General features: G+C 67.1%; 26 protein-coding genes. 16 read left to right on the top strand and 10 right to left on the bottom strand.

What is annotated here, in order from left to right:
• Positions 1-41 precede the first annotated feature (41 nt).
• On the top strand, positions 42-581 hold the full coding sequence (locus tag B3349_RS00125) for a peptide deformylase (RefSeq protein WP_291585333.1): 540 nt from the start codon (positions 42-44) through the stop codon (positions 579-581).
• Positions 582-807: 226 nt separating this feature from the next.
• Here B3349_RS00125 and B3349_RS00120 read toward each other — a convergent pair whose 3' ends face one another.
• Both B3349_RS00120 and B3349_RS00115 read right to left on the bottom strand, forming a co-directional pair.
• Entirely contained in the window at positions 808-1,833 is a 1,026-nt protein-coding gene (locus B3349_RS00120; RefSeq protein ID WP_291585330.1) for an HD-GYP domain-containing protein, read from the bottom strand.
• A gap of 207 nt (positions 1,834-2,040) precedes the next feature.
• Positions 2,041-3,606 (bottom strand): methyl-accepting chemotaxis protein, encoded by a 1,566-nt coding sequence (locus B3349_RS00115; protein ID WP_291585328.1) that lies wholly within the window; start codon positions 3,604-3,606, stop codon positions 2,041-2,043.
• A 284-nt stretch (positions 3,607-3,890) separates the two neighbouring features.
• Between B3349_RS00115 and B3349_RS00110 the strand changes: the two genes are divergently transcribed.
• From B3349_RS00110 to B3349_RS00080, 8 genes are read left to right on the top strand one after another with little or no spacing between them, the layout of a single operon-like run.
• Entirely contained in the window at positions 3,891-4,898 is a 1,008-nt protein-coding gene (locus B3349_RS00110) for a MerR family transcriptional regulator (RefSeq protein WP_291585327.1), read from the top strand.
• A 2-nt stretch (positions 4,899-4,900) separates the two neighbouring features.
• Complete coding sequence (locus tag B3349_RS00105) at positions 4,901-5,509, top strand: lipocalin family protein (RefSeq protein ID WP_414646831.1); 609 nt, start codon at positions 4,901-4,903, stop codon at positions 5,507-5,509.
• Between the two features lie 6 nt (positions 5,510-5,515).
• Positions 5,516-6,586 (top strand): NAD(P)/FAD-dependent oxidoreductase, encoded by a 1,071-nt coding sequence (locus B3349_RS00100; protein ID WP_291585323.1) that lies wholly within the window; start codon positions 5,516-5,518, stop codon positions 6,584-6,586.
• A gap of 20 nt (positions 6,587-6,606) precedes the next feature.
• Positions 6,607-6,768 carry a DUF2256 domain-containing protein gene (locus B3349_RS20625; RefSeq protein ID WP_192333671.1) on the top strand — a complete coding sequence of 54 codons (162 nt, stop codon included), beginning with the start codon at positions 6,607-6,609 and terminating at the stop codon, positions 6,766-6,768.
• Positions 6,765-8,072: a DASH family cryptochrome gene (locus tag B3349_RS00095; RefSeq protein ID WP_349682172.1), complete on the top strand. Its 1,308-nt coding sequence runs from the start codon at positions 6,765-6,767 to the stop codon at positions 8,070-8,072. The genes B3349_RS20625 and B3349_RS00095 overlap by 4 nt, the downstream gene beginning before the upstream one ends.
• Positions 8,069-9,637 carry a cryptochrome/photolyase family protein gene (locus B3349_RS00090; RefSeq protein ID WP_291585319.1) on the top strand — a complete coding sequence of 523 codons (1,569 nt, stop codon included), beginning with the start codon at positions 8,069-8,071 and terminating at the stop codon, positions 9,635-9,637. The genes B3349_RS00095 and B3349_RS00090 overlap by 4 nt, the downstream gene beginning before the upstream one ends.
• A 20-nt stretch (positions 9,638-9,657) precedes the next feature.
• A complete protein-coding gene (locus B3349_RS00085) occupies positions 9,658-10,356 on the top strand; it encodes an SDR family NAD(P)-dependent oxidoreductase (RefSeq protein ID WP_291585315.1) in 699 nt (232 codons plus the stop codon).
• Between the two features lie 32 nt (positions 10,357-10,388).
• Positions 10,389-11,291: a TIGR01777 family oxidoreductase gene (locus B3349_RS00080; protein ID WP_291585312.1), complete on the top strand. Its 903-nt coding sequence runs from the start codon at positions 10,389-10,391 to the stop codon at positions 11,289-11,291.
• Positions 11,292-11,333: 42 nt separating this feature from the next.
• Here the strand turns inward: B3349_RS00080 and B3349_RS00075 are convergent, their stop codons facing one another.
• The gene (locus B3349_RS00075) at positions 11,334-11,819 is read right to left on the bottom strand and encodes a YajQ family cyclic di-GMP-binding protein (RefSeq protein WP_066533969.1); all 486 of its coding nucleotides are present in this window, start codon (positions 11,817-11,819) and stop codon (positions 11,334-11,336) included.
• Positions 11,820-11,905: 86 nt separating this feature from the next.
• Here B3349_RS00075 and murB point away from each other — a divergent pair, with 86 nt between their 5' ends.
• The gene (gene murB / locus B3349_RS00070; protein WP_291585308.1) at positions 11,906-12,964 is read left to right on the top strand and encodes a UDP-N-acetylmuramate dehydrogenase; all 1,059 of its coding nucleotides are present in this window, start codon (positions 11,906-11,908) and stop codon (positions 12,962-12,964) included.
• Positions 12,965-13,083: 119 nt separating this feature from the next.
• On the opposite strand, the gene B3349_RS00065 is transcribed toward murB, so the two are convergent.
• The 7 genes from B3349_RS00065 to B3349_RS00035 all read right to left on the bottom strand — a co-directional run bounded on the left by B3349_RS00065 (position 13,084) and on the right by B3349_RS00035 (position 18,682).
• Complete coding sequence (locus B3349_RS00065) at positions 13,084-13,779, bottom strand: Crp/Fnr family transcriptional regulator (RefSeq protein WP_291585307.1); 696 nt, start codon at positions 13,777-13,779, stop codon at positions 13,084-13,086.
• Between the two features lie 121 nt (positions 13,780-13,900).
• Positions 13,901-14,218 carry a DUF4148 domain-containing protein gene (locus tag B3349_RS00060; protein WP_291585305.1) on the bottom strand — a complete coding sequence of 106 codons (318 nt, stop codon included), beginning with the start codon at positions 14,216-14,218 and terminating at the stop codon, positions 13,901-13,903.
• Between the two features lie 279 nt (positions 14,219-14,497).
• Positions 14,498-14,986 (bottom strand): hypothetical protein, encoded by a 489-nt coding sequence (locus B3349_RS00055; protein ID WP_066533403.1) that lies wholly within the window; start codon positions 14,984-14,986, stop codon positions 14,498-14,500.
• Between the two features lie 225 nt (positions 14,987-15,211).
• Positions 15,212-16,549, bottom strand: coding sequence for an argininosuccinate synthase (gene argG, locus B3349_RS00050; protein ID WP_279999663.1), 1,338 nt, complete (start codon positions 16,547-16,549; stop codon positions 15,212-15,214).
• Positions 16,550-16,683: 134 nt separating this feature from the next.
• Complete coding sequence (ppnP, locus tag B3349_RS00045) at positions 16,684-17,001, bottom strand: pyrimidine/purine nucleoside phosphorylase (protein ID WP_280011965.1); 318 nt, start codon at positions 16,999-17,001, stop codon at positions 16,684-16,686.
• A 224-nt stretch (positions 17,002-17,225) separates the two neighbouring features.
• The gene (locus B3349_RS00040) at positions 17,226-17,972 is read right to left on the bottom strand and encodes a glycine zipper 2TM domain-containing protein (protein WP_291585299.1); all 747 of its coding nucleotides are present in this window, start codon (positions 17,970-17,972) and stop codon (positions 17,226-17,228) included.
• A 347-nt stretch (positions 17,973-18,319) separates the two neighbouring features.
• Complete coding sequence (locus B3349_RS00035) at positions 18,320-18,682, bottom strand: ArsC family reductase (RefSeq protein WP_291585296.1); 363 nt, start codon at positions 18,680-18,682, stop codon at positions 18,320-18,322.
• 48 nt (positions 18,683-18,730) lie between these two features.
• On the opposite strand from B3349_RS00035, the gene folC reads away from it, so the two are divergent.
• The 6 genes from folC (at position 18,731) to gltX (ending at position 25,985) form a co-directional block, all read left to right on the top strand.
• The gene (folC, locus tag B3349_RS00030; protein WP_291585295.1) at positions 18,731-20,053 is read left to right on the top strand and encodes a bifunctional tetrahydrofolate synthase/dihydrofolate synthase; all 1,323 of its coding nucleotides are present in this window, start codon (positions 18,731-18,733) and stop codon (positions 20,051-20,053) included.
• Between the two features lie 32 nt (positions 20,054-20,085).
• Positions 20,086-21,000 carry an SPOR domain-containing protein gene (locus B3349_RS00025; protein WP_291585292.1) on the top strand — a complete coding sequence of 305 codons (915 nt, stop codon included), beginning with the start codon at positions 20,086-20,088 and terminating at the stop codon, positions 20,998-21,000.
• 20 nt (positions 21,001-21,020) lie between these two features.
• Complete coding sequence (locus B3349_RS00020) at positions 21,021-21,515, top strand: CvpA family protein (RefSeq protein WP_291585289.1); 495 nt, start codon at positions 21,021-21,023, stop codon at positions 21,513-21,515.
• An 84-nt stretch (positions 21,516-21,599) separates the two neighbouring features.
• Complete coding sequence (gene purF, locus B3349_RS00015; RefSeq protein WP_291585287.1) at positions 21,600-23,108, top strand: amidophosphoribosyltransferase; 1,509 nt, start codon at positions 21,600-21,602, stop codon at positions 23,106-23,108.
• A 259-nt stretch (positions 23,109-23,367) separates the two neighbouring features.
• Positions 23,368-24,582 carry an O-succinylhomoserine sulfhydrylase gene (locus B3349_RS00010; RefSeq protein WP_066533389.1) on the top strand — a complete coding sequence of 405 codons (1,215 nt, stop codon included), beginning with the start codon at positions 23,368-23,370 and terminating at the stop codon, positions 24,580-24,582.
• On the top strand, positions 24,579-25,985 hold the full coding sequence (gene gltX / locus B3349_RS00005; RefSeq protein WP_291585280.1) for a glutamate--tRNA ligase: 1,407 nt from the start codon (positions 24,579-24,581) through the stop codon (positions 25,983-25,985). Before B3349_RS00010 ends, gltX begins: the two co-directional genes overlap by 4 nt.
• Positions 25,986-26,078: the final 93 nt, after the last annotated feature.

Raw genomic sequence — 26,078 nt, 5'->3', positions numbered from 1 at the left:
GCTGCAGGCGCAGGCGGCGGGCCCCACTGAAAGAATTTGCCATGGCGATTTGCACCATCCTCAAGATGGGAGATGCGCGGCTGCTGGAGCAGGCGCAACCCGTACAGACTTTTGACACCCCGCAGCTGCATGCGCTGATTGCCGACCTGCGCGATACCATGCGCGCCGCCAACGGCGCCGGCATTGCGGCGCCGCAGATCGGCGTGGGCCTGCAGGTGGTGATCTTCGGCTCGGACCAGCGCAACCCGCGCTACCCCGACCGCCCCCTGGTGCCGCCCACCGTCCTGCTCAACCCCACCATCACGCCGCTGGGCGATGCCGAAGAGGGCGACTGGGAAGGCTGCCTGTCCGTGCCGGGCATGCGCGGCTGGGTGCCGCGCTGGCAGCGCATCCGCTACACCGGCTGGGATCCGCTGGGCCAGGTGATCGACCGCACGGTCGACGGTTTCCACGCCCGGGTGGTGCAGCACGAATGCGACCACCTGTGGGGCAAGCTTTATCCCATGCGGGTGCGCGACTTCACACGCTTCGGGTTCACCGACGTGCTGTTCCCGGACATCAGCGCGGCCGAGGACGATTGAGGCACCCGGGGCGCTGCGTGCCTGTCCCTGGGCTTGCGGCCCCTGGCCCCGGGCGTCGGTGCAGGAGGCCTGGCGCAAGCCGTCTATAACGCCGGCCCTCTATAAGTAAGGCTCTATAAGTAAGGGGGAAACCAGGCAAGGCAGAAACCCAGCGCATCCCGGCGCCGGCGCGTGGCGCCGCACGGGGCAGTGTTGGCCGCGCCACGGCAGCGCGGCCCGGGTCCGCTCAGTGCGTGCCCGGCAACTGCACCAGGTGCTGCAGCCCTTCGCTGTAGCGCGCGGCGTACAGGCCCAGCTGCACCATGGCGAAATGGTTCACGCGCAGGCTGACTTCGGTGTGCGCCAGGGCGCCGCTGATCCGCGCGTCGCTGGCCTGCAGGTGCACCAGCCGGGGCTGGCGCAGCGCAAAGCCCTGGGCTGTCAGCACCTGGGCGACCAGCGGGGCCTGGGCCGTGGGGCTGCGGCGCAGCACGATGGCGGTTTCGTCGTTGTCCAGGCGCACGAACACCCCGGGCGGGTAATGGCCGGCACATTGCACCAGCGCGTGGCCGGCTTCGTCGAAGACGCCCGAAGGCCCCTGGGTCACGGCCAGGGTCGAATCCACCACCGAACGTCCGGGGCGCGACTTGCGCGGGCTGATCATGGCCGCATAGCGGTCGGTGGTGGCCAGAATCCGGGCCAGCCGTTCGGCGACAGGCTGCTGCAGCAAGGGCAGCTGCGTGGGCGGCACCGCGTGGTGCAGGCTGACGATGTCCAGCCACAGCGTATCGCTCACGCCCTGTTCCTCCAGCAGGCGGCGGCTGGCCTGCGGGTGCTGGTCGATCGCCTGCTGCTGGGCCGGGCTGGGACGGTCGCGCTGCAGGGACAGGTGGTCCTGCAAGGTGGTCATGCCGATGTTCATGGTCAGCGCAGCGCGCACCAGGCTGTGGCGTTCGTGCGGCGGCAGCTGCAAGGAGGTGGCCAGAATCTGGCACAGCGTGGCGCAGACCAGGGCGTGCGAGGCGCTGTAGCCCACGGTGGAGGTGCCCGCCAGCTGGAACATCAGGTACAGCGCCGCATCGGTGTCGTGGGCCACCAGGTCGCGCATCCAGGTTTCCAGCTGCTGAATCTTGACCGGCAGCGCGGGCACCAGCGCGGGCGAGGTCAGGACCAGGTGCAGGCTGGCTTCCAGGTCGGACCACAGACCCAGCAGGTCTTCGTAATGGTCGTCATCCGTGGCAAGGGCTGCGGGCAGAAGGGAGGTAGTGGGCATGGTGCGGCTCGGCGGGGCGCGGGGTCCGCGCCATCCATCCATTGTCGCGCGGCAGGGGGCGTCCGGCCAGCATGTTCTGGCCGGCCGGGACCAAAGGGGGGTGCTGCGGCTTCCACTGCCGCATCTGCTGGGGGGCACTGCGCAGCCACGGCGGCTTTCGCCTGCCGGTGCGTCGCCATGGCAGGCCGGGCGACACGGCGATCCGGTTCATGCCATGGAATTGCGCGCGGTACGGAACAGGGCAACGGCATCCATCAGGCGGTTCGCCTGATCACGCAGGCTGCCCGACGCTCCCGCCATTTCCTCCACCAGCGAGGCGTTTTGCTGGGTCGCCAGATCGAGTTCCGAGACCGAGACGGTCACTTCGCCAATCCCCTGTGTCTGCGCACGCGACGCCGTGCTGATTTCGCGGATCAGGGCCGCCACACTCTTGACCTCGTGCACCAGTTGCCCCATGGTTGCCCCCGCGTCCTGGACCTGCTCCACCCCCTGTGCCACCTTGCCCATGCTGGCATCAATCAGTTGCTTGACCTCCTTGGCCGCTTCTGCGCTGCGCTGTGCAAGCATGCGCACCTCGGCTGCGACGACGGCGAATCCTCGCCCTTGCTCGCCCGCGCGGGCGGCCTCCACGGCAGCATTCAGGGCCAGCAGGTTGGTCTGGAAGGCAATCCCGTCGATCACGCCGATGATGCTTCCGATGCGGCGCGAGCCCGCAGCAATGTCCTCCATGGTCTGCACCACGCCGCCGACCACCTGGCCGCCATGCTCTGCCGACCGGCTGGCGGTGGCCGCCAACGCCGTGGCCTGGTGGGCATGCTCTGCGTTCTGCTCCACGGTGCCGTGCAGCTGTGCCATGGTCGCCGCGCTGTGCTGCAGCCGCGTAGCCTGCAGTTCGGTGCGCTGTGCCAGATCGGTGTTGCCCGAATCAATCTGCGCCGAGCTGGCGGCAATGGTTTCTGCCGACGAGCGCACTCCGCGGACGATCTGTGCCAGGGCCATCTGCATATCTGCCAGCGAGGCCAGCACACTGCTGTGGTGCACCCCCGCATCCAGTGCGACCTCGCTCAACTCGCCTGACGCCACGCGCTGGGCCACCGCCCGCAGCTCGGAGGGGTCGGCGCCCAGTGCACGCGTCAGGCTGCGGGTGATGCGCCAGGCAAGCACCGCCGCCACCACCAGGGCCAGGCCGCAGGCTGACAGCAGAAACGTCTTTTCGTACACATAGGTGCGTGCTGCCGCATCCACGTTGGCATCGCCCTGGACGCGGATGTAGGCCACGTATGCGCTGGTCCTGCGCATCAATTCGGCCAGCAGGGGGCGGCATTCATCGCTCAGCTTGCGGATGGCCGCTTCGCGCTGGCCTTGCAGGGTCATCTCGACAATCGCCAGTGCCACGGGGCCATAGCGCGCCTCGATCTGCTCCATGGCGGCAAACAGCGCGCGCTCCTCGCTGGAGACCTCCGGTGCTTGCACCAGGGTGCGCAGCCGCCCCAGACGCTCCTGCACCCGCTCATGGGCTTGCACCACGGCCTGTCTTTCCTCCGCGATATCGGCGTCTGCCGAGACCAGCAGCAGGTTGCGGGCAGCCACTGCACGGGCATCGGCCGCAGCCTGTACCTCGCGCGCCAGACCGGCCCGCCGGAAATCGTTGGATACAAAGTGCTCGAAGCTTTCCTGGGTGGAGGCGATGGTGCGCATGGCCATCCCGGAAAGTCCAAACAGAATCAGCATCAAAAGACCAAAAGACAATAGCAACTTGTTTCTGATTGACATTAGGAAACCTGGTCTTCAAGAAAAAATCAGTTCATCAGAACGGTTGGAAAAAAGCGCTCCATCCACGGCCGGACCCGGCTACACCGGTACAACCCGCCTTCCGCTGCGCCCTGAAAGAAGGGCATGGCGGGCCAGGTGTGCAGCGTTTTTTTCCCGTTGCGCCAGGGCATACGCTGCTGTCGGCGGGCACTGCGTACCGAGGTGGTGTGCAAATTTGTAACAATTAATGTACTGGACGAACTAATTTTTGTCCTAGACAATTTGACCTATTCCCTGAATTGACCATGTCTATCTCTGCCCCCTCCGATTGCAGTCCATCCGTGCAGGATGGCGCTTCCATGCTGCACATCGCTGCGGTGGAACGCGAAACCGGCATTGCCAAGGACACGCTGCGCGTCTGGGAAAAACGCTATGGTTTTCCGCAGCCTTTGCGTGATGCCACAGGGGACAGGGTGTATGCCGCCAGCCAGGTTGCCCGGCTCAGGCAGATTCGGCAACTGCTGGATGCAGGCATGCGGCCTGGCAAGGTGGTCGGCCTCGGCGCAGATGCGCTGGCGCGATTGCTGGCAGAGACCTCCGTGAACGACCTGTCTGATTTGTCCAGGACAAAAAATACTGTCGCACCGCCTGCCCAGTCCGTATCCGACTTTCTGGACCTGATTGCCGGGCATTCGCCCCAGGCATTGCGCCATGCCCTGGCCCATGCCCAGTTGCGCATGGGCGTGGCGCCGTTTGTCACGGAGCTGCTCGCTCCGTTGAACCAGGCCGTCGGCGAAGCCTGGGTGCAAGGGCGTTTCAAGGTGTTCGAGGAGCATTTCTACACCGAGGTCATCGGTTCCCTGCTGCGGGAGACGATTGCCTCGCTCGCTCCCCTGGCCAGCACCCGGCGTCCCAAAGTGCTTTTGACCACCTTGCCGCCGGAGCAGCACGGCCTGGGCCTGCTGATGGTGGAAGCCCTGCTGACGCTGGAAGGCTGTTGCTGCGTGTCGCTGGGGACGCAGACACCGTTGGAGGATCTGGCGCACGCAGCGCACGCCCACCACGTGGATCTCATTGCCCTGAGCTTCAGCAGCGTGCACCCCGAATCCCTCGTGCTGGACAACCTCCAGGCCTTGCGCAACCAGCTGCCGCAGCCGCTCGGGCTGTGGGTCGGCGGCGCATGCCCCGCGCTCTACCGGCACCCCATCGCCGGTGTCGTGCCGGTGGGGTTGCTGACCAACATTCCCGGTGCGGTGGCGCGCTGGCGGCGCCGGGAGACTGAAACACTCAACGCAAGGAACACCAGAACATGACCATGCCTCTTCTGCGACGCACACGGCCCTGCGTGCCGACTGCCCGGTCCCTGCACGCACGGCTGCTGTCCTGGCTGGCAATCGGTCTGGCCTGCACGGCCCTGCTGGCGGGCTGTGCCAACACCCGTCCTCCGCAGGGGATGCAGCCCGTCCAGGGATTCGATCTTGCACGCTACCAGGGGCGATGGTACGAGCTGGCGCGCCTGGACCATGCGTTCGAGCGCGGCATGGACAATGTCTCGGCACGCTACACCCCCCAGCCGGACGGCAGCGTCCAGGTGGTCAACCGTGGCCGCATCGCTGCCACCGGCGCGTGGCGTGAGGCCACGGGCAAAGCCCTGTTCACAGGGGCCGCCAGCACGGCTTCGCTGAAAGTGTCTTTCTTTGGCCCGTTCTACGGTGGCTACCACGTGGTGGCGCTGGACCGGGACTACCGCTGGGCCCTGGTCGTGGGCGAGAACACCCGCTATGCCTGGATTCTGGCGCGCGACACCAGCCTGCCGCCCGAGACCCTGGATGGCATTGTCCAGCGCGCCAAGGCGCTGGGCATCGACACGCATGCGTTCATCTGGGTGTCCCACACCCATGCAGAGCCCGCCGGGCGGCCCTGAGGTTCCATGTCCATCCCGAATCCTTCCCCCTCGGCCCCGTCCGGTCCCATCGCCATCATCGGTGCCGGCCTGGCAGGCCTGGCCTGTGCGCAGCTTCTGGCCCGGGCCGGGTACAGCGTGCACGTCTTCGACAAAAGCCGGGGGGCTTCGGGCCGGATGAGCACGCGGCGCGGCACCGACGCCGGCGCCCACTGGCAGTGCGACCATGGTGCACCCTCTTTCCAGGCCCAGGACGCCGATTTCCGCGCCCAGGTCCGGAGCTGGCAGGAAGCGGGCGCCACGGCCCCATGGCCGGGCAGGATAGGGCTCCACGATGGTGAACGTCTTCGGCTGCAGGACAACGCGCCGCAGCGCTTTGTCGGTACCCCGCGCATGACGTCCCCCGCCGCGCACATGGTGCGCGGCATGCAGGACATGCCCGATCCGGTGCGCTTTCAATGGCAGACCACCGTTGAGCCGCTGCAGACGGCGGTCGGGGAGGGCGCTGGCTGGGCGCTGCACAGCCCCGAGCATGGCGCCGCACCACAGCGCTATCGGACCGTGCTGCTGGCCGTGCCCGCGCCGCAGGCGGTGGCTCTGGTGGAAGCCGTGGCGCCCGAAGCGGCCCGGCTTGCCCGCAGCGCCCGCATGCGGCCCTGCTGGTCGGTCATGGTGCGCTGCGCCGGGCCGGTTCCCATGGCGGTGGACGGCTGCGTCGTCGAGCACAGCCCCTTGCGCTGGATTGCGCGCGACAGCAGCAAACCCGGCCGCAGCGGCCCCGAAACCTGGCTGCTGCAGGCCTCCCACAGCTGGAGCGAGGCCCACCTGGAAGACGATGCCCAGACGGTCACTGCAGCCCTGCTGCAGGCCTTCGCGCAGCTCGGTGGCCCCAGCCCGGCCAGCGTGCAGGCGACCTCACACCGCTGGCGCTATGCCGACGCCGCGCAGCCGCTGCATGTGGACTGCTGGTGGAGCCCTGCGGCTGGCCTGGGCCTGTGCGGAGACTGGCTGCACAACGGCACCGTGGAAGGAGCCTGGCTGAGTGGCCGCAGCCTGGCACGCGCCGTCCATGCGGCAGGGCAGCGCCACGCCGCCTGAGCTCCCACCGGAAGGGCGCCATGCACCGCAAGCCCCATCTGCCGCAAAAGTGCTGCCAGCGCTGCGGGCGCCCTTTTGCATGGCGCAAAAAGTGGGCCCGCGTCTGGGATGCGGTCCTGTACTGCTCGGAACGCTGCCGTCGCCAGCGCAACCGGCCGCCATCGCCGGGAGCGCCGCCATGAGCACGGTGCTGTTCTGGTTCCGCAGCGACCTCAGGCTGCACGACCAGCGCGCGCTGCAGCGCGCGTGCGCCCTGGGGGCGAAGCACCTGCTGCCCGTGGTGTGCCTGCCTGATGTGCATGCCACCACCCGCTGGGGCTTTGCGCGCATCGGCCCGCACCGGCGTGCCTGGTGGGCCTCCGCCGTGGAGCAGCTGCGCCGGCAGTTGCAGCATCTGGGCTGCCCGCTCTGGATACTGGACGAACCTGCTGCCAGCGCCTTGCCGGCACTCGCACGGACCGTGGGCACCCGCACTGTGGTGTGCGAAGAGATTGCAGCACCCGAGGAGCAGGCGCAGGTTACCGACCTGCGTGCGGCAGGCCTGCAGGTCCAGACCGTATGGCACAGCAGCCTGCTCGATCCCGACCACCTGCCCTGGCCGCCACTGCAACTGCCCGCCGTCTTCACTGCGTTTCGCCAGGCGATTGAAAGCGCCGGGCTGCAGCCTGCCGCGCCCCTGCCGTCGCCCACCGCGCTGCCGCCATGGCCACCCGGCATGCCCGGGCAATGCACCGATGCTCCGGCACAGGCCTTGGCCGCGCTGGCCGGGTCGGGGCCTGCCGCCGATGGACGCAGCGCGTTCCCCTCTCTGCAGCACGGGCTGCACGGCGGTGAAGCGGCGGCATTGGCCCACCTGGCGCAGTACCTGGCCCGGCATCTGCCCCACAGCTACAAGCGCACGCGCAACGGTCTGCTCGGGCTGGACTTTTCCAGCAAATGGTCGCCCTGGCTGGCCACGGGAGCGCTCTCACCCCGGCAGGCGTGGGCGCAGCTGCGGCAGTTCGAGGCCATGCACGGCGCCAGCGATGGCAGCTACTGGCTGTGGTTCGAGCTGCTGTGGCGCGACTATTTCCGTCTGCTGCACCTGCAGCACGGCCGCGCACTGTACCGGTCGCGCGGGCTGGGGCCCGTGCGCGCCACGCCGCACGATGGCCGCCGTTTTGCGGCATGGTGCGCCGGACAGACGGGCCAGCCGCTGGTGGACGCGGCCATGCGCGAGCTGGCGGCCACCGGTTACCTGGGCAACCGCCTGCGCCAGGTGGCAGCCAGCTACCTCATACATGAGCTGGGCTGCGACTGGCGTGCCGGGGCGGCATGGTTCGAAGCGCAACTGCTGGACTATGACGTCTACAGCAACCAGGGCAACTGGCTCTACATCGCGGGCCGGGGCACCGACCCGCGCGGCGGCAGGCGCTTTGATCCCGTGCGACAGGCCGCCACCTGGGATCCCCAGGGAACCTACCGGCGCCGGTGGGGGACAGCATGACACACGCTACATCCCCCCGCGCGGCCCCCTGGCCAGCCCGCACCCTGCGGCTGGTGCTGGGCGACCAACTCAACCCCGGACACAGCTGGTTCCAGCAGGTGGACGCGCAGGTGGTCTATGTGCTGATGGAGGTGCGCCAGGAAACCGACTACGTGTTGCACCACGCCCAAAAAATACTGGCGATTTTTGCGGCCATGCGCGATTTTGCGCGCCAGCTGCGTGCCGCCGGCCACCGCGTGCGCTATGTAGCGCTGGAGAGTGCCAGCAACCGCCAGTCCATCCCCGGCAACCTGCAGGCGCTGGCCAGGCACTACGGTGCCCGCAGCGTGCAATGGCAGCAGCCCGACGAGTGGCGGCTGGATGCCCAACTGCAGGCCTGGGCTGCCACCCAGCCGCTGGCCTGGGACATGGTGGACAGCGAACACTTTCTGACGGCACGTGGCGAGCTGGCCGCATTGATGCAGGGGCGCCGCCAGTGGCTGATGGAGCATTTCTACCGCCACATGCGCCGCCGCCACCGGCTGCTGCTGGATGCCGACGGCCAGCCCGAAGGCGGGCGGTGGAACTTTGACCACGACAACCGCAAGCCCTGGCCGGGGACTCCGCCGCAGCCGCCCGACTGGCGCCCGACACACGATCACAGCGGGCTGTGGGCAATGCTGCAGCGCTGTGGTGTGGATAGCTTGGGCCAGCCACAGGCCGCAGCCCTGCGCTGGCCGCTGAACCGCGCCGAGGCGCTGGCTTGCCTGGAAGCCTTCATCGCCCAGGCGCTGCTGCACTTCGGCGACTATGAAGACGCCATGGCCAGCCAGGCGCCACGCCTCTTCCATTCGCTGCTCTCGTTTGCGCTGAATGTGAAGATGCTGCAGCCGCTGGAAGTGATCCGCCGCGCCGAAGCAGCCTGGCGCGGCGGTCTGGCCCCGCTGGCGGCGGTGGAGGGCTTTGTGCGCCAGATACTGGGCTGGCGGGAGTACGTGCGCGGCATCTACTGGTCATGCATGCCGGGCTACGAGAACCGCAACGCTCTGGGCCACACCCTGCCGCTGCCGAGCTGGTTCTGGACGGGCGATACCGGGATGCGCTGCCTGCAGCTGTCCATACGCCAGTCGCTGCAGACCGCGCATGCCCACCACATCCAGCGGCTGATGGTGATTGGCAATTTCGCCCTGCTGGCCGGCCTGGATCCGGTCGCCTTGCACCGCTGGTACCTGGGCATCTACATCGATGCCTTCGAGTGGGTGGAACTGCCGAACACCCTGGGCATGAGCCAGAGCGCCGATGGCGGCCTGATTGCCACCAAGCCCTATGTCAGCGGGGCTGCCTACCTGCAGCGCATGACCGACTATTGCCGGGGCTGCGCCTACGACCCCCGGCAAAGGACGGGCCCGCGTGCCTGCCCCTTCAACGCCCTGTACTGGGATTTCTTTGACCGCCACAGCACCGCTTTGCGCGACAACCACCGGCTGACGCTGGTGTACCGCCAGTGGCAGAAGATGCCCCCGCAACAGCAGGAGGCCCTGCGCGGGCAGGCCCGTCAGCTGCGCGGGCGGCTGGATGCGCTGTAACCCCACGCACGAGGCCTGCCATGCAATCGCTTCCCACTGCCTACCGTGCCATTGTGATCGGAGCCTCCGGTGCCATCGGCGGCGCCATGGCTGCGCAGCTGAGCGCCGATCCACGCTGCGCCGAGGTGTGTGCGCTCAGCCGCCACAGCGATCCGGCGGTCGACCTGGACGCCGGGCACAGCATCGCCAGCGCCGCGCAGGCATTGGCGCATCGCGGGCCCTGGCACCTGATTGTGCTGGCCACCGGCATGCTCTGCGGTCCAGCAGGCGGCCCCGAGAAACGCCTGGCCGACCTCAACGCTGCGCACCTGGCGGCCAGCTTTGCCACCAACACCATCGGCCCAGCCTTGGTGCTGGCCCATTTCGCGCCCCTGCTGGCGCGCGGCGAGCGCAGCCTGTTTGCAGTGCTGTCGGCCAAGGTGGGCAGCATCGGCGACAACCGGCTGGGTGGCTGGTACAGCTACCGCGCCTCCAAGGCAGCGCTGAACATGCTGCTCAAGACTGCATCGATCGAGGTCGCCCGCACGCGTCCCCAGGCCGTGCTGGCCGCGCTGCACCCAGGCACCGTGGACTCGGCCCTGTCGGCCCCGTTTCGCGGGGCACAGATCGGTCGCCCGCCCGCAGAGGCCGCACATGACCTGCTGGTGCTGCTGGACGGCCTGCAACCCGAAGACAGCGGCGGCTTCTGGGCCTACGATGGCCAGCGCCTTCCCTGGTAAGGTCTTCGCCACTGTCCACCAAGGAGAACACCATGCGTATCCTATTGACTGGCGGCACCGGCCTGATTGGGCAGGCCCTGTGCCGGCACTGGCAACGCCAAGGCCATGAGCTCTGGGTCTGGAGCCGCAACCCGCAGCAGGTGCCGGCGCTGTGCAGCGGCGCACAGGGCATCGCGAGGCTGGAGGCGCTGGATGGCAGACCGCCAGTGGACGCCGTCGTCAACCTGGCAGGGGCCCCCATTGCAAGCCACCGCTGGACTGCGGCAAGGCGCGACCTGCTGTGGCGCAGCCGCGTGGACCTGACGCGTACCCTGGTGGACTGGATGGGGCGCCAGACCACGGTGCCGCCGGTGCTGATCTCGGGCTCTGCCACGGGCTGGTACGGCGACGGCGGGGAGCAATGGCTGTCCGAAGACAGCATGCCGGGTCGTACGGACTTCGGCAGCCGCCTGTGTATGGCGTGGGAGCAGGAGGCGGAGCGCGCGTGCCAATGGGGTGCGCGGGTTGTGCTGTTGCGCACGGCACCCGTGCTTGCGCCCCACGCAGGTGTGCTGGCGCGCCTGCTGCCCCCGTTCCGGCTGGGGCTGGGGGGCACGCTGGGCAACGGCCGGCAGTGGATGCCGTGGATACACATCGAGGACCAGGTGGCCCTCATCGACCACCTGCTGCACAGCGACACCTGCAGCGGCCCCTACAACGCCTGCGCGCCGCAGGCGGTGCGCAATGCCGAATTCACCCGGATTCTTGCGCGGACGCTGGGCCGCCCGGCCTTGCTGCCTGTGCCGGCCTGGGCGCTGCGTCTGGCGCTGGGGGAGATGTCGGTGCTGGTGCTCGGCGGCCAGCGGCTGGTGCCGCAGCGCGCCCGGGAAGCGGGCTTTTCCTGGCGCCACCCGGAACTGCCGGCAGCGCTTGGGCAGTTGCTGGCCCCGCCCTGAGGCAGGCCAGCTCCGGCGCTGATGCCGCCAGGGACCGGGGCCTCAGTCGCGGAAGTTGTTGAACGACAGCGGGTGGTCCGCCAGGTCCTTGCGGATCAGCGCCATGGCGGCCTGCAGATCATCGCGCTTGGCGCCGGTGATGCGCACGCTCTCGCCCTGGATGGAGGCCTGCACCTTCATCTTGCTGTCCTTGATCAGCTTCTGCAGCTTCTTGGCCAGCTCCGACTCGATGCCGTTCTTGATCTTGACGACCTGCTTGACCTTGTCGCCGCCCACCTTCTGGGGCTTTTCGATGTCCAGGAAGCGCACGTCCACATTGCGCTTGGTGAGCTTGTTGCGCAGCAGGTCTTCCACCTGTTGCAGCTGGAACTCGGCATCACCGTACATGGTGATTTCCTTGTCTTTCAGTTCCACGGCAGCCGATGTGCCTTTGAAGTCAAAACGGGTGCCAATTTCCTTGGAGGCGTTTTCGACGGCGTTCTTGACTTCGACGAAGTCGGCTTCCAGCACGGTGTCAAAAGAAGGCATGGGGTCACTCTTTCCTGGTATGGGGTTCACGGGGCCATCCGCCGACGGCGCCATGGGCGGCATGCGACGGTGCGACAATTGCAGGGATGTTAGTCGAGAAAAACACCCCCCTGCAGGACTGCAACACCTTTGGCATCGTGGCCAGTGCCGACACGCTGGTGCGTGTGCGCAGTGTGGCCGATGTCCAGGATTTTGCCGCCAGTCCCGTCTACCGCGGGCGGCGCAGTTTTGTGCTGGGCGGCGGCAGCAATATCGTGCTGACCGGGGATGTGGTGCGCGCGGTGGTGGTGAAGGTGGAAATCCCGGGCATCCGCCTGCTGGAAGAGACCGACCGCCACTGGATCGTGGAAGCCGGCGCCGGCGAGGGCTGGCACGACGTGGTGGCCTGGACCGTGGCCAACGGCTACCCCGGGCTGGAGAACCTGGCCCTGGTGCCCGGCACCGTGGGTGCGGCGCCGGTGCAGAACATCGGCGCCTACGGCATCGAGCTGCAGGACCGCTTCCATTCGCTGGACGCCGTGGACCTGCGCAGCGGCGCCGTGTTCTCGCTGGATGCCGGGCAGTGCGCCTTCGGCTACCGCGACTCGGTCTTCAAGCATGCCCCCAGCAGCAACGGACTGGGCATGGGGCTGGCGGGCTGCGCCGTGATCACCACCGTGCGCCTGGCCCTGCCCAAGCCCTGGAAGCCCGAGCTGAGCTACCTGGACCTGCAGCGCCGCCAGCAGGAAGAAGGGGTGGAACAGCCCACGGCCCAGCAGATCTTCGACTGGGTCTGCGCCATCCGCCGGGCCAAGCTGCCCGATCCGGCCGTCATCGGCAATGCCGGCAGCTTCTTCAAGAATCCCACGGTCAGCGAAGACCAGTGCCGCGACATCCTGGCGCGCGAGCCCAAGATCGTGCACTACCCCATGGACGACGGCAGCATCAAGTTGGCGGCCGGCTGGATGATCGATGCCTGCGGCTGGAAGGGCAAGAGCCTGGGCCACGCCGGCGTCTACGACAAGCAGGCCCTGGTGCTGGTCAACCGCGGCACCGGTGGTGTCAACGTGACCGGTGGCGAGGTGATGACCCTGGCCAGCGCCATCCAGACCAGTGTCTACGAACGCTTCGGCATCCGGCTGGAACCCGAGCCGGTGGTGGTGTAAGCGCGGGCGGTTTCCAGGTCTCCAGGCCGCCGCGCAGTGTGTAGGGCATGCCCCTGAGCTGACCTGAACTGGACTCCACTGGCCTGACCCCGCGTTCTGCCGGGGCCGGGCCGGCTGCCTTATTCGCCCGCCATTACCCGGCGGCGCAGCGCGGCCACATCCAGCACGCTCAGGCTGTGCGCCCCGGTCTTGCGCACCAGGCCTTGTTTGGCCAGTGCATTCAGGGCGCGGGTCACCTGCTCACGGTTGGCCCCGATCATGCTGGCCAGGATGGCGTGCGAGGGCAGGGGCTGCAGATGTGCCTGCCCCTGCGCATCGCTACCGGCGGCCTCACACAGGCGCAGCAGCTCGGCATGCAGGCGGGCGGGCACGCCCAGGGTGCTCAGCTGTACCACCCGCTCGCTCAGGCGCCGGATGCGGGCGGTGAGCGAATGGATCACCCGGTGGGCCAGCAAGGGCTCCTGGTGCAGCAGCTCCGTGAAGGCATGGCGGTCCAGCGTGGCCAGCACCGTGGGCTCCAGCGTGGTGCCGAAGGCCGTGCCGGTGTGGCCTTCCAGCGCGGCAATATCCCCGATGTGCGACCCCGCGCCGCGTTCGCTGAACGACACCTCCTTGCCATTGGCGGAGTAGGTGGCAATGCGCAGGCTGCCGGAGCAGACAAACGCCACCTGCTGGTTCTGCAGCAGCTGGGTGTGGGGCTCCAGCACCCACCATGCGCAGCGGTTGGCAATATGCTGCAGGCAGGCGGGGCTGAGGCCGCGGAACAGTTCGATGGACTGCAAGGCCAGTCCGGAGCGTGGGGTCGAAGGCTGCATGGGGACCAGCCCGCGTGCCGTGGGCGCGCAGGCAAGGAAAGACCTGAAAGATCTGAATGGACTGAAAGGCGTGCCGGTGGCGGAGGCCGTGGGCTGTACGGTCTCCGCCACCGGCACGGTGTCAGTGGACCGAGGTGCTGGCATCGCCGCTGGGGATCAGGCCAGCGCGCAGCGCCTGGGCCGCTTCGGCGCGCACCGTGGCGCGGTCCAGGTGGCTGGCTGCGCTGGGGGCGATGTACATCTGATCGCCCTGCATGGCCAGGGTTCCATGGTCGCGTGCTGCCTGGGTGTCGGCCTGCACCTGGGCGCGGCTCAGCTGTGTGCCGCCCTGGGGTAGCGGAGGCCAATCGCTGCCTTCACCGGCAGGGCCGCCGGCAAAGGCGGTGCCGGCAGCACAGGCCAGCAGGGACAGGGTCAGGATGGTGCGAGGGGATGGCATAAGGGTTCTCCGGTTCTGGTGGTCAACATGCGTGGGAGGCCTCCATGCATGGCTGCAGTGTCGACCGCACAGGGCCTGCGTGTATGTGCCAAAACGCACACTTTCGCGCGAAAGCGAACCGGAGAAACAGGCCAGGCGAAATATTGGGGGGCAGACGGAGTGCCGGGCGCCCGTAGCCCGATGCCATCGCCCATGGGCCCATGAAAAAAGCCGCCGGCACGGGCCAGGCGGCTTCGGGTGCGGCGGCTGCACGCACCGGGCGTGCAGCGTGCGCGGTGCTTACTTCTTCCAGTAGCCGGGGCGGATCAGCAGGCTGTGGATGCGGTAGGGGGCTTTTTCTTCCACGGCGATGTCCATGGGCACAAAAGCCTTGTCGCACTGCAGCAGATAGCCGGAGGCGTAGGAGGTGGGTACGCGCATCTGGGCGGCCACGCGGCAGGCCCCCACGCTCTGGTGCACCTGCTGCAGCACTTCCTTCATCTGCTCGGGCGTGACCTGCTTGTTGAACTCTTCGGAGAAGCTCTTGCTGTCCGGCAGGGCGGCCTTGCCTTCGAAGGCGGCAAAGATGGACTGGAAGCGTTGGCCCAGTGCCTTTTCCGCGGCGGGATTGGGCTTGGGGGCTTGCTGCTGTTGCTGTTGCGGTGCAGCAGCGTCGGCCGGGGCGGGCGCAGCGGCAGGGGCCGGATCGGCGGCAAAAGCAGGGGCTGCCAGGGCAGCGGCCAGGATGAACAGGGCCGGTTGGCTCCAGCGGCGGGTAGAACGGGACATCAGCGCTCCTTTGCGCAATTACGTTGGTTGCCACTGTAGCCGCTGCCAGGGTGCACAGGGTAACTCTTCGTTTTGGTAGCGGCCTGTGTACGGTTTTGCGGCATTTCAACGACAAAGCTGTTGGAGATCAAGGCTGCACAGGCATTGACTGCTCATAAAAAAAGCCGCTGCAGAGGCAGCGGCTTCCGTGTAAACCCTGATTTTTCGGACCAGGGCTGGCAGAACTTACTTCTTGTCGCCGCCCAGCTGGGGCAGGGCGCTGGTGCTGCTCACGCTCAGCAGGCCGGCCTTGGCGTAAATGGCCAGCTTGTCGCGGGTGTCGATCAGGTCCAGGTTGCGCATGGTCAGCTGGCCGATGCGGTCCACCGGGCTGAACGGCGCGTCTTCCACCTTCTCCATCGACAGGCGCTCGGGCGCGTAGGTCAGGTTGGCGGATTCGGTGTTCAGGATGGAGTAGTCATTGCCGCGGCGCAGCTCCAGCGTCACGGTGCCGGTGATGGCGCGGGCCACCCAGCGCTGTGCGGCTTCGCGCAGCATGATGGCCTGGGGGTCGAACCAGCGGCCCTGGTACAGCAGACGGCCCAGCTTCAGGCCGTTCACACGGTACTGCTCGATGGTGTCTTCGTTGTGGATGCCGGTCACCAGGCGCTCGTAGGCGATGTGCAGCAGGGCCATGCCGGGGGCTTCGTAGATGCCGCGGCTCTTGGCTTCGATGATGCGGTTCTCGATCTGGTCGCTCATGCCCAGGCCGTGGCGGCCGCCGATGCGGTTGGCTTCCAGGAACAGGGCCACGGGGTCGTCAAAGCGCTGGCCGTTCAGGGCCACGGGACGGCCTTCCTCGAAGGTGACCGACACTTCTTCGGCCTTCACTTCGACTTCCGGCTTCCAGAACGCCACGCCCATGATGGGGTTCACGATGCGGATGCCGCTGCTCAGCTGTTCCAGATCCTTGGCTTCGTGGGTGGCACCCAGCATGTTGGAGTCGGTGGAGTAGGCTTTTTCGACCGACATCTTGTAGCCGAAGCCTTCCTTGATCAGGAATTCCGACATTTCGGTGCGGCCGCCCAGCTCGTTGATGAAGGCGTTGTCCAGCCAGGGCTTGTAGATCTTCAGCGCCGGGTTGGTCAGCAGGCCGTAGCGGTAGAAGCGCTCGATGTCATTGCCCTTGAAGGTCGAACCGTCGCCCCAGATGTTGACGTCGTCTTCCTTCATGGCGGCCACCAGCATGGTGCCGGTCACGGCGCGGCCCAGCGGGGTGGTGTTGAAGTAGGTGATGCCGCCGGTGCTGATGTGGAAGGCGCCGGCCTGGATGGCGGCAATGCCTTCGTTGGCCAGCTGGGTGCGGCAGTCGATCAGGCGGGCCTTCTCGGCGCCGTATTCCATCGCCTTGCGGGGGATGGCGTCGTAGTCCTCTTCGTCGGGCTGGCCCAGGTTGGCGGTGTAGGCGTAGGGCAGGGCGCCCTTGTTCTTCATCCAGCGCAGGGCGGCCGAGGTGTCCAGGCCACCGGAGAAGGCAATGCCGACCTTCTGGCCGACGGGAACGTTTTGCAGGATGGTTTCCATGGTGTGCTTCTCAATCAAAAGACAGCTGCTGGTGCGCGCGGCGAGCCCGGGGCTCTCGGCGTGCCAGCGGCCAAAAACAGGTGCAACGACCGGCTGTGGCGATCGCAGGGGCGTTGGAGTGCCGCCCCTGGCGCTCAGGCGTAGTGGCAGATGTAGTGGTAGGCCTCGGCCACGCGGATGTCGAACTTGGAGTTCGCAGGGATGTGGAAGCTCTCGCCCGCCACGGACTTCTTCCATTCATCGCTGCCGTCCAGCTTGTACTCGCAGGCACCGCCCACGCATTCCATGATCTCGGCGGCGGCCGTACCAAAGGTCAGCGTGGCAGGCAGCACCACACCGACGGACTTCTTGGTGCCGTCGGCCAGGGTGAAGCTGTGGCTCACGCATTTGCCGTCAAAGTAGACATTGGCCTTGGTGGTCAGGGTGACGCCGGAGAATTGGTCGGTGCTCATGGAGTAATGCGCGCGGTGCGACAAAGGTGGTCGAAACCGACCATTTTAGGCCAGCGTGACGCTGGACGGGCGCGAAGGGGCGCACAAGAAAAAGCCCCTGCCGGAAAGCAGGGGCTGGATGGGGGTGTGAGCGGGGGATTGGCGGAGGTGTTGGCGGGGGCAAGGGGGGCTGCCGCAGCGTGCTGCGCGCCGTGCGTGCCTGCGCCCCTGTGTGCCCCTGCGCCTCAGTAGCCGTAACCGTAGCCGCGCGGCTGGGGCCGGCCCGGATAGGGCGGGTAGGCGGGGTAGCCCGGATAGCGCGGGTCCACATTCACATCCACCACGATGGGGATGTTGGACTGCGGTGCCTCGTAGGTGATGCTCTCGGTCACCGTCACCCCGGCCGGGGCCGAGCTGTAGGTGCCGCTGGGGCCGACAAAGCCGCTGCCGGTCACCGACGAGCTGCTGTAGCTGCCGCGGGGCTGCACCTGCACCGGCACCCAGCGGCCGGGATCATGGTCCATGCGGGCGGTGTAGCGGCGGCCGGCGTATTCATAGGTCACGTCGTAGCCCACGGTGCGGTTTTCGTACACCGTCTCGTTGGTGCAGCGGCGCACGGTCTGGTAGGCCGGCGTGCCGCCGTTCATGCCTTCCACCTGGTTGCCAATCAGGCCGCCGGCCACCGCGCCGATGACCGTGGTGGCACCCCGGTTGGAGCCGTAGTACTGGCCGTGGCGGCCGTAGTGGCCGCCGGTGCCCAGGGCATTGCCGGCCACGCCGCCCACCAGCGCGCCGATCACGGCGCCGGCACCTGACGTCTGCTGGCCCCGGTAGACAGGTTCATCGCCGCAGACTTGCTGCGGCACGCCCACTTGCTGCACCACGGGGACGGATTGCAGCACGCGGCCACGCTCCTGGGCGTTGGCGGTGCCGCAGGCCAAGCCTGCCGCAGCGGCCAGCGTGCCCCAAGTCAGCCAATGTGTGATCCTCATGGAATGCTCCTTGTCCAATCTGTGTGCCACGGCGCTCCGGAGGCCGGCTGCCATGACTTCCTACAACGCAGGGCGCCAGCCCCGTGTTGACATGGGTGCTGCTTGCGCTGTCCCATGCCTTGCAGTCTAGACCCGGTGTGTGAACGCTCGCCCGGGCCGGCGTAAAGTTGCGCAAAGCCCGTGTGAGGGTGTGCAACCGGGCTCCGGTGCGCCCGGGCGGCGGCGGTTTGTGGCGCCGTGCATGCCCTTTCCTCCGTTAGGGTGGGGCGCAGCCCGCAAAGTTCCCGTGCGCCCCGGCCGCGCTGTACCGGCGGCGGGTGCACCGGGCCACGGGCGCCGGACCCTGGTCAGCGGCCCAGGGCTGTAGCCCAATCTTCCGCCTTGAAGCCCACGGTGGTGCGGCCGTCTGCCCATTCCACCACCGGGCGCTTGATCACGCTGGCGTTATCCAGCACCAGCCGCGTGGCGCTGGTATCGTCCTGCACCGCGGCCTGCACGGCCGCATCCAGCTTGCGCCAGGTGGTGCCCTGGCGGTTGACCAGCTTTTCCCAGCCCACGGCCTGCAGCCAGCGCGGCAGGTGGTCGGCGGGCACGCCCTGCTTCTTGAAATCGTGAAAACTGTAGGCAATGCCTTGCTCGGTCAGCCAGGCGCGGGCCTTTTTGACGGTGTCGCAATTGGGAATGCCGTAAAGAATGGTCGTGGTACTCATGCCCTCCATCATCAGGGATACGGAGGGTGGGCGACAATAAAGCCTCGTATGCACACCACCCCGAACACCTTGACCGAGTGGCTCGCCCATTGCGAGCAGATTCACCCCCAATCCATCGCCATGGGCCTGGAGCGCGTACAGGAAGTCGCGCGCCGCATGGAGCTGCGCTTCGACTGCCCGGTCATCACCGTGGCCGGCACCAATGGCAAAGGCTCCACCTGCGCCATGCTGGAGGCCGTGGCCCTGCAGTCCGGCTACCGGCCCGGGGTCTACACCTCGCCCCACCTGGTGCACTTTGAGGAGCGCTGCCGCATCCATGGCGAAATCGCGCTGGCCGACGACTTTCTGCCGCACTTCGCCGCCGTCGAGGCCGCCCGCCTGCAGGGCGAGGAAGTGCTGCTGACCTATTTTGAATTCACCACGCTGGCCATCCTGCGCATGCTCAGCCTGGCCAGGCTGGATGTCGCCATCCTGGAAGTGGGGCTGGGCGGTCGCCTGGATGCCACCAATGTGATCGACACCGACTGCGCCATCATCACCAGCGTCGACATCGACCACGCCGCCATCCTGGGCAACGACCGCGAGACCATCGGCCGCGAGAAGGCCGGCATCATGCGCGCCGGCCGCCCGGTGGTGGTCAGCGACCCGGTGCCGCCGCAAAGCGTGCTGGACCATGCCCAGGCCATCGGTGCCGAGCTGTGGCGCTTCGGCCGCGACTTCAACTTTGAAGGCGACAAGCAGCAATGGGGCTGGGCCGGCCGTGGCCGCCGCTATGCGGGTCTGGCCTATCCGGCGCTGCGCGGTGCCAACCAGTTGATGAACGCCTCGGGCGTGCTGGCGGCGTTCGAAGCCATCCGCGACCGCTTGCCCGTCACCGCCCAGGCGGTGCGCACCGGGCTGGCCATGGTCGAGCTGCCAGGGCGCTTCCAGATCGTGCCCGGCCAGCCCACGCTGGTGCTGGACGTGGCGCACAACCCGCATTCGGTGGCGGCGCTGACCGCCAACCTGGATGCCATGGGCTACTTCCCCACCACGCATGCGGTCTTTGGCGCCATGGCGGACAAAGACCTGGCACCCATGCTGGCCAAGGTCGGCCCGCTGATCGACCGCTGGTACTTCACCGACCTGCCCACCCCCCGGGCAGAGACCGCCGCCAGCCTGCAGGCCAAATGGAATGCGGTGCAGATGGTGGCCGGCGGCCAGCGGCAAGTCAGTACCAGCCTGCACGCCAACCCAGAGGCCGCGCTGCAGGCGGCCGTCGCTGCGGCGGAGCCGGCTGATAGAATCGTGGTCTTTGGCTCGTTCTATACGGTGGGTGGTGTGCTGCAGCATGGCATTCCCCGACTGGGCGCCAAGCACCTGGAAGCCTGACGTCCTCCAACGGCCCACACGCATCGCACTCCATGGCATTTTTCAAGTTCCGCTGGCCCGGCCAGAAAGAAGAGGCAGAACGGCCATCTTCCCGGCGCTCATCCCGCAATGCACAGGGGGACAGCGTCGAATCGCTGCGCCGCCGTGCGCGCCACCGCCTGATCGGTGCGGCGGTGCTGGTGCTGGTCGGTGTGGTGGGCTTCCCCCTGCTGTTTGACACCCAGCCGCGCCCGATCGCGGTGGATGTGCCCATCGAAATCCCGGACCGCAACCAGGTCGCCCCCATGGTGGTGCCCGGCGAGCACACGACCATGGCGGCCAATCCGCGCGCCACGGCGCCGGCCACGCCGGCGCCTGAGCCCACCGCGCCCGTGCGTACCGAAAACAGCCTGGGAGCGGGCGAGGAAGTGTTTGCGCCGGCCGTGCCGGTGCCGCCGCAGCCCCAACTGGCGCCCAAGCCCGAACCCAAGCCGGAGCCGAAACCCGAGCCCAAGCCCGAGGTGAAGAAGCCGGAACCCAAACCCGAGCCCAAACCTGAGGTGAAGAAGCCCGAGCCCAAGGTGGAGCACAAGCCGGAGCCCAAGGTCGAGGCCAAGCCCGAACCCAAGCCCGAGCCCAAGAAATCGCGCGACGACGACGCCGAGCGCGCCCGTGCGCTGCTGGAAGGGCGCCCGGCGTCCACCGCTGCGGCCAAGCCCGAAGCGGCAGCCAAGCAGGAAGGCAAGTTCATCGTACAGGTCGGCGCCTTCGGCGATGTGGACAAGGCCAACGAGGTGCGCCAGAAGCTGGCCGGCGCCGGTCTGAAGGCCTACACCCAGACCGTGAATGCCGCCGCTGGCAAAGTGACGCGTGTGCGCGTGGGACCGTTCAACGGCCGTGCCGAGGCGGACAAGGCCGCATCCCGCATCAAGGGACTGGGCCTGCCGGCGTCGGTGCAACCCGGTTGATGGCGGCCCGATAGCGACGCATGGCAACCTTGGACGCGGTTTTGCTGGTGGTGTGCTGCGCCTCCCTGTTGCTGGGAGCGTGGCGCGGTCTGGTGTATGAATTGTTTTCGCTGGTGGGCTGGGTCGCAGCCTTCTGGATTGCCCGCCTGTTCGCAGGTGATGTCGGAGCCTGGCTGCCCGTGGATGGTTTTGATCCCACGGTGCGCTATGCCGCAGGATTTGTCGCCGTCTTTGTGGTGGCGGTGTTCGCCTGGGGGCTGCTGAGCGCCCTGGCCAAGAAACTGATCGAGGTCGTGGGCTTGCGCCCGGTCGACCGCACACTGGGCGCGCTGTTCGGCGTGCTGCGCGGCATGGTGCTGGTGCTGGTGGTCACGCTGGTGGTGGTGAACACCCCGCTGCACCAGCAGGACTGGTGGGTCCAGTCCTGGGCCGGGCCGCAGCTGGCCGATCTGGCGCGCACGCTGGTACCGGCGCTGCCGCAAGAGCTGGGCAGGTACCTGACGGCCCCGGTGTAGCAAGAGTTGAGAAGGTCGCGGGGCAGTGCAAGCCGCCCCGCATAAACACGCAGGACCCAGTCCTGCCATGATGGAAACGCAACTATGTGTGGAATCGTCGGCGTGGTCAGCACCGCGCCCGTGAATCAACTGATCTATGACGCCCTGCTGCTGCTGCAGCACCGCGGGCAGGATGCCGCCGGCATTGTCACGCAGCAGGAACGCAAGTTCTTCATGCACAAGGCCAAGGGCATGGTGAAGGACGTGTTCCGCACCCGCAACATGCGTGCGCTGCCCGGCTCGGTGGGCCTGGGCCAGGTCCGCTACCCCACGGCGGGCAACGCCTCCAGCGAAGAAGAGGCCCAGCCCTTCTACGTGAACGCGCCCTTCGGCATCGTGATGGTGCACAACGGCAACCTCACCAACGCCAAGCAGCTGCGCAGCGAGCTGGCCGAGACCGACCACCGCCACACCAACACCGAGAGCGACTCGGAAGTGCTGCTGAACGTCCTGGCGCACGAAATCGGCCGTGCCTCCAGTGGTGCGCCGCTGAAGACCGAAGACATCTTCAAGGCCGTGCGTGCCGTGCACCTGCGCCTCAAGGGTTCGTACGCCGTGATCGCGCTGATCGCAGGCTACGGCCTGCTGGCCTTCCGCGACCCCTACGGCATCCGCCCGCTGTGCATCGGCAAGGGCGCGGACGGCACGCACATGCTGGCCAGCGAATCCGTGGCACTGGAAGGCACGCTGCACCAGTTCGAACGCGATGTGGCGCCCGGCGAAGCCGTGTTCATCAGCAACGACGGCACCGTGCACAGCGAGCAATGCGCCGCCAAGAGCGAGCTGCACCCCTGCGTGTTCGAGTACGTGTACCTGGCCCGCCCGGACTCCACCATGGATGGCATCTCGGTCTACCAGGCCCGCCTGAACATGGGCGAGACGCTGGCCAAGCGCGTGATCTCCACGGTGCCGCCCAGCGAGATCGACGCCATCATCCCGATCCCCGAATCCAGCCGCCCCAGCGCCATGCAGCTGGCGCAGCTGCTGGGCATTCCCTACCGCGAAGGGTTTGTGAAGAACCGCTACGTGGGCCGCACCTTCATCATGCCGGGTCAGGGCGCGCGCAAGAAGTCGGTGCGCCAGAAGCTCAATGCCATCGGCAGCGAGTTCAAGGGCCGCAATGTGCTGCTGGTGGATGACTCCATCGTGCGCGGCACCACCTCCAAGGAAATCGTGCAGATGGCACGCGACGCCGGCGCCAACAAGGTCTACCTGGCTTCCGCTGCGCCCCCTGTGCGCTACCCCAATGTGTACGGCATCGACATGCCCACCCGCTCCGAGCTGGTGGCCAGCGACCGCACCGTGGAAGAGATCCGCCAGGTGATCGGCTGCGATGCGCTGATCTACCAGGACGTGGATGCGATGAAGCAGGCCGTGGGCAAGATCAACCCTGCGGTCAAGGGCTTCGAGGCGTCGTGCTTCGACGGCGTCTACATCACCGGCGACATCTCCAGTGCCGAGGTGACGGCGCTGAACGAAGGCCGCAACCGCGGCGGCGAAGAGGAGCAGGAAGACACTTCCCGCCTGTCGCTGCCCAACGCCCAGGAAAGCTGATGCGCCCGGTGTGCAAGGTGGGCGACAGCGCCGCCTTGCACACTGTGTCGGGAAGCGAGAGCTTCAGAAACATGAGCTAATTGCGCTGGATTACCAAGACTTTCACAATGTTTCTTGCTGAAAAGTCTGGTGACGACAGCGCAATCAGCTCATTTTTTTGTTTTGTTGAGATGCGGTGCAAGCGCGCTTCGTGTGGAAGCGTGCATGCCGCGACCGGCGGAGGAGAGACCGCCGGTGCCACCTGCAAGGACCAAGTACCGTGACCGATCACTCCCTGCCCCAGGGATTGCACCCTGAGACCCTCGCCGTGCGCGAGGCCGTGGAACGCAGCCAGTGGGGCGAACACAGCGAAGCCCTGTACCTGGCCAGCAGCTTTGTGCAGCCCAACGCCGAGACGGCGGCGCGCCGCTTTGCCGGCCAGGAAGAAGGCTATACCTACAGCCGCACCAGCAACCCCACGGTGACCAGCTTCGAGCGCCGTCTGGCAGCCCTGGAAGGCACGGAATGCGCTGTGGCCACGTCCACCGGCATGTCGGCCATCCTGCTGGTGGCGTTGACCGCGCTGAAGACGGGCGACCACGTGATCTGCTCGCAGTCCATGTTCGGCTCCACCATCAAGCTGCTGGGCACCGAAATGGCCCGCTTTGGCGTGGAAACCAGCTTTGTGTCGCAAACCAACATCGATGAGTGGAAGGCGGCCATCCGCCCCAACACCCGCATGCTGTTTGCCGAAACGCCCACCAACCCGCTGACCGACCTGTGCGACATTGCCGCGCTGGCCGAGATCGCCCACGCCCACGGCGCACTGCTGGCCGTGGACAACAGCTTTGCCACGCCCATCCTGCAGCAGCCCGCCAAGCTGGGCGCCGACGTGGTGGTGCACTCCGGCACCAAGTTCCTGGACGGCCAGGGCCGCGTGATGGCCGGAGCAGTCTGCGGCACCGTGGCGCTGGTGGACAAGGTCATGGGCACCTTCCTGCGCAGCGGCGGCCTGAACCTGGCGCCGTTCAACGCCTGGGTGGTGATGAAGGGTCTGGAAACGCTGGCCCTGCGTGTCAAGGCCGAAAGCGCATCGGCGCTGGAGCTGGCCACCTGGCTGGAAGCCCACCCCAAGGTGGCGCGCGTGTACTACCCCGGTCTGGCCAGCCACCCGCAGCATGCACTGGCCATGCGCCAGCAAAACGGCATGGGCGGCGCCGTGATCGCCTTCGATGTGATCGGGCAGGGCGCCGAGCAACTGCGCGCCAACGCCTTCCATGTGGTGGACAGCACCCAGGTGTGCTCCATCACCGCCAACCTGGGCGATGTGAAGACCACCATCACCCACCCGGCCAGCACCTCGCACGGCCGCCTGACCGAAGAGCAGCGCCAGGCCGCCGGCATCGGCCAGGGCCTGATTCGTATTTCCGTGGGCCTCGAGCACCTTGATGACTTGAAGGCCGATCTTTCTCGCGGACTGGATACCTTGAAATGACAACCAAAATTCGTACCCGTTTTGCCCCTTCGCCCACTGGCTTCATCCACCTGGGCAACATCCGCTCGGCGCTGTACCCCTGGGCCTTTGCCCGCGCCCATGGCGGCGACTTCGTGCTGCGCATCGAAGACACCGACCTGGAGCGTTCCACCCAGGCATCGGTGGACGTGATCATCGAAGGCATGGCATGGCTGCAGCTGGACCATGACGAAGGTCCGTTCTACCAGATGCAGCGCATGGACCGCTACAAGGAAGTGCTGGCCACGCTGCAGGCCAAGGGCCATGTCTACCCCTGCTACATGAGCATGGAAGAGCTGGACGCCCTGCGTGAAAAGCAGATGGCCGCCAAGGAAAAGCCACGCTACGACGGCACCTGGCGCCCCGAGCCCGGCAAGGTGCTGCCGGCCATCCCCGAAGGCGTGAAGCCCGTGCTGCGCTTCAAGACCCCCAAGGACGGCGTGGTGGGCTGGGACGACAAGTGCAAGGGCCATATCGAGTTCCAGAACTCCGAGCTGGACGATCTGGTGATCGCCCGCCCCGATGGCACGCCCACCTACAACTTCTGCGTCTGCGTCGATGACATGGACATGCGCATCACCCACGTGATCCGCGGCGACGACCACGTCAACAACACCCCGCGCCAGATCCACATCTTCGAAGCCCTGGGCGCCGACGTGCCCGTGTTTGCCCACCTGCCCACCGTGCTGAACGAGCAGGGCGAGAAGATGAGCAAGCGCAACGGCGCCAAGGCCGTGACCCAGTACCGTGACGAAGGCTACCTGCCCGACGCCATGGTGAACTACCTGGCCCGCCTGGGCTGGAGCCACGGCGATGATGAAATCTTCAGCCGCGCCCAGTTCCTGGAATGGTTCAACCTGGACCACCTGGGTCGCAGCGCCGGCCAGTTCGATGAAGCCAAGCTGCGCTGGGTCAATGCCCAGCACCTGAAGGCCATGGATGATGCGGCGCTGGCCGCCCTGGTGACGCCGTTCGTGGTCAAGGCCGGTGTGGACGCCGCCGTGCTGCAGGCCGACGACCGCCTGGTGCGCATCGTGGCCCTGTTCAAGGACCGCTGCGACACCCTGGTGGACCTGGCCCAGTGGGCCAAGGTCTTCTATGTGGATGGTGTGGAACGCAATGCCGAAGACTATGCCAAGCATGTGACCGAAGCCGCCACCCCGGTGCTGGATGCCTTCGCCGCCGCCATGCAGAGCGTGGAATGGACCAAGGAAGCCATCGCCGCCGCCATCAAGGAAGTGCTCAAGGCCCAGGGCGTGAAAATGCCCGTTCTGGCCATGCCCGTGCGCGTGCTGACCGTGGGCACGGCCCACACGCCATCGGTGGATGCGGTGCTGGAATTGCTCGGTCGCGAAAAAATTCTTACGCGTTTGAAAAACCGCTAAAAACCTGTCTATAATTCGAGGCTCTGCACAACGCGATTGAATAAAAGTCGCGTTGTCAAGAGTGAGAATTTGGGGGGTATAGCTCAGCTGGGA

This window comes from Comamonas sp. UBA7528, from assembly GCF_002479375.1.
Taxonomy (GTDB): domain Bacteria; phylum Pseudomonadota; class Gammaproteobacteria; order Burkholderiales; family Burkholderiaceae_C; genus Comamonas.
The sequence above is the reverse complement of the archived record's forward strand: the minus strand, read 5'-3'. Positions and strand labels throughout refer to the sequence as shown.

Coding starts and splice junctions, on each gene's coding strand:
- B3349_RS20625 (WP_192333671.1), top strand. CDS start 6,607: ATGCACCGCAAGCCCCATCTGCCGCAAAAGTGCTGCCAGCGCTGCGGG.
- B3349_RS00085 (WP_291585315.1), top strand. CDS start 9,658: ATGCAATCGCTTCCCACTGCCTACCGTGCCATTGTGATCGGAGCCTCC.
- B3349_RS00080 (WP_291585312.1), top strand. CDS start 10,389: ATGCGTATCCTATTGACTGGCGGCACCGGCCTGATTGGGCAGGCCCTG.
- B3349_RS00055 (WP_066533403.1), bottom strand. CDS start 14,986: ATGTCCCGTTCTACCCGCCGCTGGAGCCAACCGGCCCTGTTCATCCTG.
- B3349_RS00060 (WP_291585305.1), bottom strand. CDS start 14,218: ATGCCATCCCCTCGCACCATCCTGACCCTGTCCCTGCTGGCCTGTGCT.
- B3349_RS00115 (WP_291585328.1), bottom strand. CDS start 3,606: ATGTCAATCAGAAACAAGTTGCTATTGTCTTTTGGTCTTTTGATGCTG.
- B3349_RS00095 (WP_349682172.1), top strand. CDS start 6,765: ATGAGCACGGTGCTGTTCTGGTTCCGCAGCGACCTCAGGCTGCACGAC.
- B3349_RS00040 (WP_291585299.1), bottom strand. CDS start 17,972: ATGAGGATCACACATTGGCTGACTTGGGGCACGCTGGCCGCTGCGGCA.
- purF (WP_291585287.1), top strand. CDS start 21,600: ATGTGTGGAATCGTCGGCGTGGTCAGCACCGCGCCCGTGAATCAACTG.
- gltX (WP_291585280.1), top strand. CDS start 24,579: ATGACAACCAAAATTCGTACCCGTTTTGCCCCTTCGCCCACTGGCTTC.
- murB (WP_291585308.1), top strand. CDS start 11,906: ATGTTAGTCGAGAAAAACACCCCCCTGCAGGACTGCAACACCTTTGGC.
- B3349_RS00125 (WP_291585333.1), top strand. CDS start 42: ATGGCGATTTGCACCATCCTCAAGATGGGAGATGCGCGGCTGCTGGAG.
- B3349_RS00100 (WP_291585323.1), top strand. CDS start 5,516: ATGTCCATCCCGAATCCTTCCCCCTCGGCCCCGTCCGGTCCCATCGCC.
- B3349_RS00065 (WP_291585307.1), bottom strand. CDS start 13,779: ATGCAGCCTTCGACCCCACGCTCCGGACTGGCCTTGCAGTCCATCGAA.
- B3349_RS00105 (WP_414646831.1), top strand. CDS start 4,901: ATGCCTCTTCTGCGACGCACACGGCCCTGCGTGCCGACTGCCCGGTCC.
- B3349_RS00120 (WP_291585330.1), bottom strand. CDS start 1,833: ATGCCCACTACCTCCCTTCTGCCCGCAGCCCTTGCCACGGATGACGAC.
- B3349_RS00075 (WP_066533969.1), bottom strand. CDS start 11,819: ATGCCTTCTTTTGACACCGTGCTGGAAGCCGACTTCGTCGAAGTCAAG.
- folC (WP_291585295.1), top strand. CDS start 18,731: ATGCACACCACCCCGAACACCTTGACCGAGTGGCTCGCCCATTGCGAG.
- B3349_RS00090 (WP_291585319.1), top strand. CDS start 8,069: ATGACACACGCTACATCCCCCCGCGCGGCCCCCTGGCCAGCCCGCACC.
- B3349_RS00025 (WP_291585292.1), top strand. CDS start 20,086: ATGGCATTTTTCAAGTTCCGCTGGCCCGGCCAGAAAGAAGAGGCAGAA.
- B3349_RS00110 (WP_291585327.1), top strand. CDS start 3,891: ATGTCTATCTCTGCCCCCTCCGATTGCAGTCCATCCGTGCAGGATGGC.
- B3349_RS00020 (WP_291585289.1), top strand. CDS start 21,021: ATGGCAACCTTGGACGCGGTTTTGCTGGTGGTGTGCTGCGCCTCCCTG.
- ppnP (WP_280011965.1), bottom strand. CDS start 17,001: ATGAGCACCGACCAATTCTCCGGCGTCACCCTGACCACCAAGGCCAAT.
- B3349_RS00035 (WP_291585296.1), bottom strand. CDS start 18,682: ATGAGTACCACGACCATTCTTTACGGCATTCCCAATTGCGACACCGTC.
- argG (WP_279999663.1), bottom strand. CDS start 16,549: ATGGAAACCATCCTGCAAAACGTTCCCGTCGGCCAGAAGGTCGGCATT.